We start from the raw sequence: 11566 nt of genomic DNA, 5'->3' as shown, positions 1-11566 counted from the left end.
GGCCGACGGCAAGAAATATGCCCTCACCGGCACGCAGGGCATCGAGGCCGACTCCCTCTTCTGGATGCCCGACTCCGGCGAGGCATCTTTCCTCCTCAGCTTTGAACCTCTGCCGCACGGCACCCGTTCGTTCGACTTCATCGAAAGCGACTGCGACGACTGCTTCAAGCTGTACGGCATCGACCTGACGGGCAAGAAGACCTTCGACTGTCCGGCCGATATTCCGGCCAACGTCATCCAGGCATCGGAAACCGTCCCCGATGCCGTGCCCGACCCGCTGTTCAAGATGGGCGAGACGGTGATACACGTACATTTTTCAGGCTATCGGAAAGAGTTGGCCCAAGAGGCCTTGTTCAGTATCTATACCCTGATGAACGGCCGTCAGTCCTACACAGTGGACATCCATCCGGAGACGGGCATGGCCGAGCTCAAGTTTTGGCAATATGGCCCGGCATTGGCCTTCGTCGGTACTTTCAGGGATGGCGGACAGGTATGGCTGGCACCGGGCGAGGAAGTAGATGTCTACGTAGACATGCGCCAAAGCGGATGGATGCTGATGAACCGAAGAGCGGACAAAAAACACTATTCCGTGGAAGGCAAATTTACTCCCTGTTACTCCACAGGCACATACGCCGGCCTGCTGGCTCCGTCGCTGCAAACAGACAAATATTATGGCATGAACCTGGACAGTGGCCGATTTGCCGACTACCGGATGACCGCTGCCGAATATACCCAACATGTCATCGACCGCTATCTGGCTCTTTCGGACAGCATTGCCCAAAGCGCCCTACCTCCTGTAGGCAAGGAACTGGAAATGATAAACCTGAAGCAAGATGCTGTATTGGCCATAGCGCATGGCGACCGCTACCGCGAACATAATTTCAGGTTTGTCAACAGCCGATGGGATTATCGGGAACCGTTGGACGTAAAGATTGAGCCGCTGACAGCAAAGAACCGTGCAGAGTTGTGCAAGCTCTTCACCATAGCCGACCCGAAACTGCTGATGGGACGTCACCTGACCGACTATGTATCGGCTCTGACCAACCCCGGCATTGAGTGGCCCAAGGAAGCAGGCCTGGAAGGCAGCTTCATTGCAGACCTGAAGTCGGCCCTGCCACTGGTGGAGAAGGCCTCAGAAGGTACTCTGACCGAAGCCGACCTGAAAGCATTGGACAGCATAAAGAATCCCTTCTACCGCGAAGCCCTCTGTCGAAGGAAAGGCTGTCATCGAACAGACACCCGACGTACCTGTGGACAAACTATTCAACGCCATCGTTACGCCCTACAAGGGTAAAGTCGTCCTCGTGGACTTCTGGAATACCTGGTGCGCGCCCTGCCGCATGGCCATCAAGGCCAACGAGCCGCTGAAGGACGGCGAACTGAAGAGCGATGACCTCGTATGGATCTACATTGCCAATGAGACTTCGCCCATTGTCAAGTACAAGGAAATGATACCCGGCATCCGGGGCAAACACTACCGCCTGAACGACAAGCAGTGGGCCTACCTCTGCGACCAGTTCAAGATAGACGGCATTCCCTCGTATGTGCTGGTGGACAAGCGGGGCAAGTACGGCCTCCGCAACGAGTTCCGCGACCACGAACTGATGAAGAATACCCTGAAGGAAATGATTGAATAAACGGCTATCCGAAAATCAGGCGAAGAGACATGTTTTTATTATAAAAGAATGGCACACAGACGCTGACCATACAGATAATCACAGCCAGAAAGCATAAGTTTACAACGACTACAACCTGTGATGATTTGTATATTGAATGTCTGTGTGCACATTTTTTTCATCTCTCATGCTGTCCCTCCAGCACAGCCTCCACCTCCTCCACCGTAGCGTTTTTCAACAAGACCTTCTTTTGGCTGTCCAGCAGGTAGAGGACGGGGAGGGAACGCAGGTCATAGAGGTTCCTTTCGCGGATGGTGAGGGTTCGGTCGTAGGCGTTTATCCAGGTGGAGGGGAAGTCGGGCAGCCATTGACGCCATTCGCCCGGCTCTTCGTCGGGATAAAGGGAAAGAACGGTCAACCGACTGGCCGCAATGCCCCGCCTTACGGCAGACGAGTGTCTCAGGCTGTCCAGCGTCTCGGCGCAGGTGTGGCAACCGGGGTCGTTGACGAACAGCAGGACGTAGTCCGAACGGATGTCGTGCAGCCGTCCGTCCTTGCCCGAAGCGAGCGTATAGGTAAAGTCCACTGCCACGGTTCCCGGCCGGTTGCGTAAAGCCAGTTCGCGCTGCGCCTGCGGACGGATTTTCTCCGCCTCAGACAGCACGTCCGAAGCCAGGAGGGCGTCGAGCACAACAATGTACCGTTCCTCGTTGCGCAGGGGCGAACCGGTGTCATACAGGTACTTCTCGGCCAGTCCGGCCAGATAAAGATAGCATTTCTTCTCCTTTCCCTCCTCGTTGAAAAGGGCTTTGAGGGAACGGTCGGCAGTCTGTGCAGGCACCAGCCTCATCAGGTCGATGTAGTCCACCCATGCCTGTTCCGTCACCTCGGGATGGTGGACGTAGTTGGAGTCTGCCCAGTTGGTGCAGTCCCAGTAGTGCTCCACCAGATAGGCCGCCCGCGCTTCGGGCGTAGTCAGCGTGGATGGGATGGCAGGGAAGCGGAAGGCAGTAATGGTATCAGCGCATACGTTTTTGTCCGCAACATTGCGGGCCAAGCCCCGGCCGGCCGCAAGGCAAAGGAGAAGCATCAGGCCCATACAGGCAGTGTGACAGTTGTGTTTCATCTTCATCGGGCGATAGAAAAAACTAACATTTCATGGGCAAAGTAAGCCAAAATTCCGATAAATGTAAAGAAGGAACGTACATTTTTAATACCTTTGCGGCCATAAACATGACTTAATAACAAAAAACAAACAAAATGAAAAACTTTTCTATCAGCTATTGCAGGATATGGCTATTGGCATCGGTCCTGCTCCTGACAATCTCGTGCAAGAACGACCCGACCACCCAGAAGAACGCCTACAGCGAAACCACCCAAAAACTGATTGACCTGGTGGAAAACGACAGCCAACTCAAATCGTTGCTGACGGAGGCCATCGAAAAGGGAAAGAAAATCAATCCTGACCCCAAGACCAACCCCGTGCAGTCGCTCGAAGCGTACTATGACTTCATCGACTACTCACAGACCGCCATGCCCTGGGACGTCATCGTATGTCCGGGCCAGCCCAGCATCTTCGGCAGGATGTACCAGGCCCTGTGCTACTGCTACTTCATCAACTGCATGCCGCTGGAGTCGCTGGAAGGAAAGAACTTCTTCACCAGCTCCGTGCAGTACGTGGAGCCTTACCGCAGCTGGCTGGTGGACTACTGCAAATCATGGGGCAACTACCTCTCCTCGGCCGACTCGTGGAACAAGGAATACGAAGACCTGATGATGAAGCAGGAGGAACTGGGCATGACCAAAGGATGGTATGAAGACCCGTCCAACTGGCACTCGTTCAACGACTTCTTCAGCCGCCGCCTGAAGTCGCCCGACCAGCGCCCCATCGTATCGCCCGAAGACAACTCCGTAGTGGCATCGCCCTGCGACAGCGAACCCCAGGGAGTATGGGCCATCGACGACGAATCGTACATTGTCAGCGAAGACAAGATTGCTGTGAAGTCGCGCGTATTCAACTCGGTGCGCAACCTCATCAGTCCCGAAAGTCCCTATTGCGATGCCTTTGCCGGAGGCACGTTCTACCACGCCTTCCTCAACGTGAACGACTACCACCGCTACCACTTCCCCTTGAGCGGAACCATCAAGGAAATCAGAGTGATACCCGGAGACGACGCACTGGGAGGCACTGTCACTTGGGAACCCCAACTCCAGCAATACGTAGTGGACTGCTCCGTACCGGGCTGGCAGAGCATCGAGACCCGCGGACTGGTCATCCTCGACACGGAGGAATACGGACTGGTGGCCGTGATGCCCATCGGCATGTCACAGGTGGCATCGGTCAACTTTGAACCGGAGCTGAAAGTAGGCAGCCAGGTGAAGAAGGGCGACATGCTCGGATACTTCCTCTTCGGAGGTTCGGACTTCGTCCTCGTCTTCCAGAAGCAGGCCGGCTTCCACTTCACCGCACCCGCCAACGAGGACGGCAGTTGGAAACACATCCTCATGGGTGAAGAAATCGGGCTGCTGAAGAAACAATAAACCGTTGCGCCAACAGCCGTCCGGCTGAAACTGGCAAAGGCGCTCCCGCCCCATGCGGGATGAAGAGAGGCTGTGTCCGTCGCGGGACACAGCCTCTCTTTTTTTCATTCTCTCCATCCTCACGCCGCCCAACCAGCCAACCGGACACTGCATGCTTGTTGCGCCATCGCTGCATGCCTGTTGCAGCGACACTGCATACCCGTTACAGCGACACTGCAAATATGGATGCAGCAACACTGCAATCATGGATGCAGTGATACTGCAATCGTGAATGCAGCGACATGCAATCATTAATGCAGTAATGCTGCAACAGCTTTGCAGCCGGTGTGCAGCCTGGGCGCAGCGACGGCATCACTGGCAGTCAGCGCCATCGGCGGCTGGAACCACCTGCCGCCCTTCCCCAAGCAAGGCGACCAGATGGCCGCAAAGCCGCTCCTTCACCTCGGCCAAGGGAACTTCATGCCCCAACTCCTTCTGCAAGGAAGTGACGCCTTTGTCCACAAAGCCGCAGGGATGGATGTAGCTGAAATAGCGCAAGTCGGTATTCACATTCAGGGCCAGCCCGTGCATGGTGACGTAGTGGCTGCTGCGGACACCGATGGCGCATATCTTGCGTGCCGCCGGCCTGTCGTCCTCCAGCCATACACCGGTGGCCTTCTCCACCCGTCCGGCCGTAATGCCGTAGGAAGCGCACACACGGATAACGGCCTCCTCCAGCAGGTGGACATACTCTTTCAGCCCCAAGCCATATTCCTCCAGGTTCAGGATGGGATAGCAGACCAACTGACCCGGCCCATGATAGGTGATGTCGCCGCCGCGGTCAATATGGAAGTACGAAGCACCCAATCTGCGGAGCTGCTCCTCGCCCAGCAGCATGTTGCGTTCCTTGCCGCTCCGGCCCAACGTATAAACGTGAGGGTGCTCGCAAAGGATAATGCGGTTCACGTAGTCTTTACCTTCCTGCTTGGCCTTCACCAAAAGATCAAAACACTCCGTCTGCCGTTTCCAGGCATCGGGATAAGGAATTTCATTCCAGTCAACAATTTCGAGTTTCATCAGCATATACGGTATTAGAGGTTTCACGGACAGCCGGCTTGATGCCGGCAGCCCCATGAAGGCAACAAAGATAAAACTTGCGGCACACATGGCCAATAACTGCCGCAGAGAAAGAGAGAAATTAACCGGCAGGAGGCATTATTTTTTTCTTTTTTGTATCCTTGATTCACTAATATATCCTATATTTGTCGATAAACCGAAAGGACTGGAATGATGATTTATAAACAATATACAACGATGAAAAAACAAACTGTCAGCCTACTTGTCATTCTGCTTGCGGCAAGCGGCTTTTTCTTTTCCTGTGGTAACACCACAAACAAAAATACAGGGAGTCTGGAGTTCGACAGCATACAGGTAAACGAGACGGCCCACCTGTTTGGCGACACAGCCAAACCGGCCTGCAGCCTGACCATCAATTTTGCCTATGCCGACAGTTCGACCGACTCTGTCCTGAGAGACAGTCTCAATACCTACTTCCTGTCGCTCTGTCTTGGCGAGAAATACATGACGATGCCTCCCCTGGAAGCCGTCAGACAATATACAGACGACTACGTGAACGGCTATCGGAAAGACCTGGAGCCCATCTATCAGAAAGACGAGCAGGATAATGCAGACCCGAACGACATGGGTGCATGGTATTCTTACTACAAAAACATCGAAAGCCGGATACAGCTATACTACAAGAATCTGCTGGTCTACCGCTACTACTACGAGGAATACACCGGCGGAGCCCACGGCGTCTACATGACCAGCTTCCTGAACATGGACCTGCGCACCTTACGCCCCATCCATCTGGACGACATCTTTGTCAGCGACTACCAGGAAGCGCTGACCGACCTTTTGTGGAACCAGCTGATGGCCGACAATAACGTCACCTCTCGCCAGGAGCTGGAAGACCTGGGATATACCTCGACCGGCGACCTGACCCCCACCGAGAACTTCTACCTCAGCAAAGAAGGCATCACTTTCTTTTATAACATCTACGAAATCACCCCGTACGTAATGGGTGCCATCCAGATTTCCCTTCCGTGGGAGATGATGCTGCATCTGATGAGCGATGACACCATGGTGGTGAACGAATTGAGGAACAGCTAACCGGACAAGCCAAGACATGGAACAGATACTGAAATATTTCCCGGACCTGACCGCCGAACAGAAGGAACAGTTTGCTGCCCTCTACGGACTCTACACGGACTGGAACTCCAAAATCAATGTGATTTCGCGCAAGGACATAGAGAACCTGTACGAACACCACGTGCTCCACTCGCTGGGCATCGCAAAAGTCATCAGTTTCAAGCCCGGCACCCGTATTATGGACCTGGGCACCGGCGGCGGATTTCCCGGTATCCCGCTGGCCATCCTTTTCCCGGAAACCGGTTTCCATCTGGTGGACAGCATCGGCAAGAAAATACGGGTGGCCACCGAAGTGGCGGCCAGCATCGGACTGAAAAACGTCACCTTCTGCCACGAACGGGCCGAGGATGAGAAGCAACTGTTTGACTTTGTGGTCAGCCGCGCCGTCATGCCCCTGTCCGACCTGATGAAAATTATCCGTAAAAACATCAGTCCCCGCCAACAGCATGTCTTGCCCAACGGACTGATTTGCCTGAAAGGAGGCGAGCTGGCCAACGAAGCCATGCCCTTCAAGCACCGGACAACGATATGGGACCTGAAGGAGTTCTTCGACGAAGAATTCTTCGAGACCAAAAAGGTGGTGCACGTATCGGTGTGAGCCAGGCCTACATTGCAGAACTAAAGAAAACACCTTGTTTTATGAAAATAAAAAGATTTGAATTTAATATGTTCCCAGTGAACTGCTACGTGCTCTGGGACGAAACAAACGAAGCTGTGGTCATTGACCCCGGCTGTTTCTACGAAGAAGAGAAACAGGCACTGAAGGGTTTCATCACAACGCTAAAACTGGACGTCAAGCACCTGCTGAACACCCACCTGCACCTGGACCACATTTTCGGCAATCCGTTTATGCTGCAGGAATTCGGGCTGAAGGCCGAAGCCAACCAGGCAGACGAATACTGGATTGACGAAGCACCGAAGCAGAGCCGCATGTTCGGTTTCAAGCTGCAGGAGCCTCCCGTTCCCCTGGGCACCTACCTGCACGACGGAGACATCATCCAATTCGGCAACACCCAATTGGAAGCCATACACGTGCCCGGACATTCTCCCGGCAGTCTGGTCTACTACTGCGCCAAGGAGGGCTGCATGTTCTCGGGCGATGTCCTGTTCCAGGGCAGCATCGGCCGTGCCGACCTGGCCGGAGGCAACTTCGACGAACTGATAGAACACATCTGCAGCCGCCTGTTCGTACTGCCCAACGAAACCATTGTCTATCCGGGCCACGGTGCGCCAACCACCATCGGCATCGAAAAGGCCGAAAACCCGTTCTTCCGCTAAACCCAGCGGCTCCTACGATTATTCATCAACTATAAATCAGTATATATTTATGAAAAACGATTTATTAGCCTCCCGCCATATCGGCATCAATGCCCAAGAGGAAGAAATCATGCTCCGTAAAATCGGAGTAAGTTCCCTGGACGAACTGATTGACAAAACCATCCCCGCCGACATCCGTCTGAAAGAACCGCTGGCCCTTCCCCAGCCCATGACCGAATATCAGTTCGGACAACACATTGCCGCACTGGCTGCCAAAAACAAGCTCTACACCACTTATATAGGTATGGGATGGTACAACACCATCACTCCGGCCGTCATCCAACGGAACGTATTCGAGAACCCCGTCTGGTACACCTCGTACACGCCCTATCAGACCGAAGTGTCGCAAGGCCGCCTGGAAGCCCTGATGAATTTCCAGACTGCCGTGTGCGACCTGACGGGAATGCCTCTGGCCAACTGTTCGCTGCTGGACGAAGCGACCGCAGCTGCCGAGGCCGTAACCATGATGTATGCCCTGCGCCCCCGCGACAAACAGAAGGCCGGAGCCAACGTAGTGTTTGTGGACGAGCGCATCTTCCCGCAGACACTGGCCGTAATGACCACCCGCGCCATTCCGCAAGGCATTCAATTGCAGACCGACCGCTACGAGGACGCCGAACTGACCCCGGACGTGTTTGCCTGCGTATTGCAGTATCCCAATTCGTGCGGCAACATTGAAGACTACCGCGACTTTGTGGAAAAGGCCCACGCAGCCGGATGCAAGGTGGCCGTTGCAGCCGACATCCTGAGCCTCGCCCTGCTCACCCCGCCGGGCGAATGGGGAGCGGACATCGTGTTCGGCAGCACGCAACGACTGGGCACACCCATGTTCTACGGAGGCCCATCGGCCGCCTACTTCGCCACCCGCGACGAATACAAGCGCAACATGCCGGGACGCATCATCGGCCTCTCCAAAGACAAATACGGCAAGCTGTGCTACCGCATGGCCCTGCAAACCCGCGAGCAGCACATCAAGCGGGAGAAAGCCACCTCGAACATCTGCACCGCCCAGGCTCTGCTGGCAACCATGGCCGGCTTCTACGCCGTCTACCACGGACAGGAAGGCATCCGTACCATCGCCTCACGCATCCACAGCATTGCCGCCTTCCTGGAAAGCAGCATCAACAAGCTGGGCTACAAGCAGATGAACGCCCAATACTTCGACACACTCCGTTTCAGCCTGCCCGAAAACGTGTCCGCCCAACAGATGCGCACCATCGCCTTGAGTAAGGAAGTGAACCTGCGCTACTTCAAAAATGGAGAAGTGGGCATGAGCATTGACGAGACCACGGACATTGCCGCCATCAACGTCCTGCTCTCCATCTTTGCCATCGCTGCCGGCAAAGACTGGAACAAAATCTGTGAAGTACCCGACCGCTGCACCATCCGCAAGGCCTTCAAGCGCCAAAGCCCTTACCTGACACACGAGGTTTTCAAGCTCTACCACACAGAGACCGAGATGATGCGCTACATCAAGCGCCTCGACCGCAAGGACATTTCCCTGGCCCACTCCATGATTTCCCTCGGCTCGTGCACCATGAAACTGAACGCCGCGGCCGAGATGTTGCCCCTGAGCCGTCCCGAATTCATGAACCTGCATCCCTACGTGCCCGAAGACCAGGCCGAAGGCTACCACGAGCTCATCCAGAACCTCAGCGAAGAACTGAAAATCATCACCGGCTTTGCCGGCGTCAGCCTCCAGCCCAACTCGGGTGCAGCCGGCGAATACACAGGCCTGCGCGTCATCCGTGCCTACCTGGAAAGCATCGGCGAGGGACACCGCAACAAGATACTGATACCTGCCTCGGCACACGGCACCAACCCTGCATCGGCCATTCAGGCCGGCTTTACCACCGTCACCTGTGCCTGCGACGAGTTGGGTAATGTAGACATGGACGACCTCCGTGCCAAAGCTGAAGCCAACAAGGACAGCCTGGCCGCCCTTATGATTACCTACCCTTCTACACACGGCATTTTCGAGACTGAGATTGTGGAAATCTGCCGCATCATCCACAGCTGCGGAGCACAGGTCTACATGGACGGAGCCAACATGAATGCCCAGGTGGGACTGACCAATCCCGGATTTATCGGTGCCGACGTCTGCCACCTGAACCTGCACAAGACCTTTGCCTCTCCCCATGGCGGAGGAGGCCCCGGCGTAGGCCCCATCTGTGTGGCCGAGCATCTGGTTCCCTTCCTGCCCGGACACTGTCTGTTCGGCAATGCGGCCAACGAAGTATCCGCCGCGCCCTACGGCAGCGCAGGCATCCTCCCCATCACCTACGGCTACATCCGCATGATGGGCACCGAGGGGCTGACACGCGCCACCCGCATCGCCATCCTCAATGCCAATTACCTGGCTGCCTGTCTGAAGGACACCTATGGAGTGGTCTATCGCGGAGCCAACGGCTTTGTAGGCCATGAGATGATTCTGGAGTGCAGAAAGGTACACGAGGAAACTGGCATCAGCGAGAACGACATCGCCAAGCGACTGATGGACTACGGTTACCATGCTCCCACCCTCTCCTTCCCTGTTCACGGTACCCTGATGATAGAACCGACCGAAAGCGAAAGCCTGGCAGAACTGGATAACTTCGTGGAGGTGATGGAAAGCATCTGGAAAGAGATTCAGGAAGTGAAGGAAGGACGGGCAGACAAGGCCGACAACGTGCTGGTCAATGCCCCACACCCCGAATATGAAGTAGTAGCCAACGAATGGGACCATGCCTATTCGCGCGAGAAAGCTGCCTACCCCACGGAGAGTGTCCGCGAGAACAAGTTCTGGGTAAATGTGGCCCGCGTAGACAACACCCTTGGCGACCGCAAGCTGCTGCCCACCCGCTACGGCAGCTTCGAGGAATAATATATTCGGAACAGAATCGCCATAAGACCGGAGGGTGTGTCATATCACAGACTGACACACCCTCCTTTTATATTCCCCCTACCAATTTATACCCGACACCCCGCACGTTGATGATGCGGATGCTTGGGTCTTTAGCCAGCTTGTGGCGCAGCTTGGTGATGAAGACGTGCAGGCTGCGCTGGTTGAAGAAAGAGTCGTCTCCCCAAAGGTCAAGCAGGATGTCCTGCATGCTGACCACGCAGTCGCGGTTCTGGCAGAGGCGGCGCAGAATCTCAGTCTCGCGGTGGGACAGCTCCTGTTCCCCGCCTTCGTACAGGAGTATCTGCCTGCGGGTGTCGAGCTGGTAATTGCCAATCCGGTAGAGCGTCTGCCCGCCCTCTCCCGCTACCCGATACATACACGCACGTCCCACCAGTGCCTTGATGCGCACGATAAGCTCCTGCATGCCGAAGGGCTTCTTCAGGTAGTCGTTGGCCCCCAGTTCAAAGCCTTCCACCACGTCGTTCACCGCCGAGCGGGCCGTGAGGAAGAGCACGGGCGTGTGGCGGTCGCTCTGGCGGATGCGGCGCACCATCTCGAAGCCGTCCATGCGGGGCATCATCACATCGGCCACCAGCACGTCGGGGCGCAGGTCGAAGAACAGACGCAGGCCCTCTTCGCCGTCGGCGGCAGTGTGGATGAGGAAGCCCTGACCTTCGAGGGTATCCTTAATAATCATGGCAAGAGTCTGTTCGTCTTCCACGAGGAGGACGGATATAGAACTATCATGCCTCACCCCCGGCCCCTCTCCCAAGGAGAGGGGGGAGGGGATGTGTTTACATATATTGTTTATACTCATTCTTTTAATATTTACTTACTCAAGTTTCGCAAGTGCGAAACTTGCAGGAGTTAAAGGAGTTAAAAGGAGTTATCGCCCACCCAGGTGGGCTTAGGAGTTAAAGCCGATAGCTCAAGTGTATGGTCGGTATCCTTTTCACAAAGGCATTGGCTTAACTCCTTAACTTCTTAACTCCTTAACTACAATCGATTAATAAACTTG

9 protein-coding genes and 1 pseudogene are annotated in these 11566 nt (G+C 55.2%); 7 read left to right on the top strand and 3 right to left on the bottom strand.

Going from position 1 to position 11566, the window contains the following annotated elements; all coding sequences use genetic code 11:
- Window positions 1-1294, top strand: a pseudogene (locus tag Q1Y74_RS11355) (thioredoxin); the annotation flags it as partial.
- On the top strand, window positions 1251-1637 hold the full coding sequence (locus Q1Y74_RS11350) for a TlpA disulfide reductase family protein (protein ID WP_300814441.1): 387 nt from the start codon (window positions 1251-1253) through the stop codon (window positions 1635-1637). The pseudogene Q1Y74_RS11355 and the gene Q1Y74_RS11350, both read left to right, overlap by 44 nt.
- Before the next feature lie 157 nt (window positions 1638-1794).
- Here the strand turns inward: Q1Y74_RS11350 and Q1Y74_RS11345 are convergent, their stop codons facing one another.
- A complete protein-coding gene (locus Q1Y74_RS11345) occupies window positions 1795-2742 on the bottom strand; it encodes a DUF5106 domain-containing protein (RefSeq protein ID WP_300814440.1) in 948 nt (315 codons plus the stop codon).
- Window positions 2743-2876: 134 nt separating this feature from the next.
- Here Q1Y74_RS11345 and Q1Y74_RS11340 point away from each other — a divergent pair, with 134 nt between their 5' ends.
- Window positions 2877-4157: a phosphatidylserine decarboxylase gene (locus Q1Y74_RS11340; RefSeq protein WP_300814439.1), complete on the top strand. Its 1281-nt coding sequence runs from the start codon at window positions 2877-2879 to the stop codon at window positions 4155-4157.
- Between the two features lie 351 nt (window positions 4158-4508).
- Here Q1Y74_RS11340 and lipB read toward each other — a convergent pair whose 3' ends face one another.
- The gene (gene lipB, locus Q1Y74_RS11335; RefSeq protein WP_300814438.1) at window positions 4509-5213 is read right to left on the bottom strand and encodes a lipoyl(octanoyl) transferase LipB; all 705 of its coding nucleotides are present in this window, start codon (window positions 5211-5213) and stop codon (window positions 4509-4511) included.
- Window positions 5214-5450: 237 nt separating this feature from the next.
- On the opposite strand from lipB, the gene Q1Y74_RS11330 reads away from it, so the two are divergent.
- The 4 genes from Q1Y74_RS11330 to gcvP are packed head-to-tail and all read left to right on the top strand — an operon-like array spanning window position 5451 to window position 10527.
- Window positions 5451-6308: an RsiV family protein gene (locus Q1Y74_RS11330; protein ID WP_300814437.1), complete on the top strand. Its 858-nt coding sequence runs from the start codon at window positions 5451-5453 to the stop codon at window positions 6306-6308.
- A gap of 16 nt (window positions 6309-6324) precedes the next feature.
- The gene (rsmG, locus tag Q1Y74_RS11325; protein ID WP_300814436.1) at window positions 6325-6945 is read left to right on the top strand and encodes a 16S rRNA (guanine(527)-N(7))-methyltransferase RsmG; all 621 of its coding nucleotides are present in this window, start codon (window positions 6325-6327) and stop codon (window positions 6943-6945) included.
- A 41-nt stretch (window positions 6946-6986) separates the two neighbouring features.
- A complete protein-coding gene (locus Q1Y74_RS11320; protein ID WP_300814435.1) occupies window positions 6987-7625 on the top strand; it encodes an MBL fold metallo-hydrolase in 639 nt (212 codons plus the stop codon).
- Between the two features lie 49 nt (window positions 7626-7674).
- Window positions 7675-10527 (top strand): aminomethyl-transferring glycine dehydrogenase, encoded by a 2853-nt coding sequence (gene gcvP, locus Q1Y74_RS11315; RefSeq protein WP_300814434.1) that lies wholly within the window; start codon window positions 7675-7677, stop codon window positions 10525-10527.
- Window positions 10528-10594: 67 nt separating this feature from the next.
- On the opposite strand, the gene Q1Y74_RS11310 is transcribed toward gcvP, so the two are convergent.
- On the bottom strand, window positions 10595-11284 hold the full coding sequence (locus Q1Y74_RS11310) for a response regulator transcription factor (RefSeq protein ID WP_300814442.1): 690 nt from the start codon (window positions 11282-11284) through the stop codon (window positions 10595-10597).
- Window positions 11285-11566 lie beyond the last annotated feature (282 nt).

This window comes from uncultured Bacteroides sp., assembly GCF_949298305.1.
In the GTDB taxonomy this organism is placed as follows: Bacteria; Bacteroidota; Bacteroidia; order Bacteroidales; family Bacteroidaceae; genus Bacteroides.
Note: the sequence above shows the minus strand (reverse complement) of the source record. Positions and strands in the feature narration are given on the sequence as shown.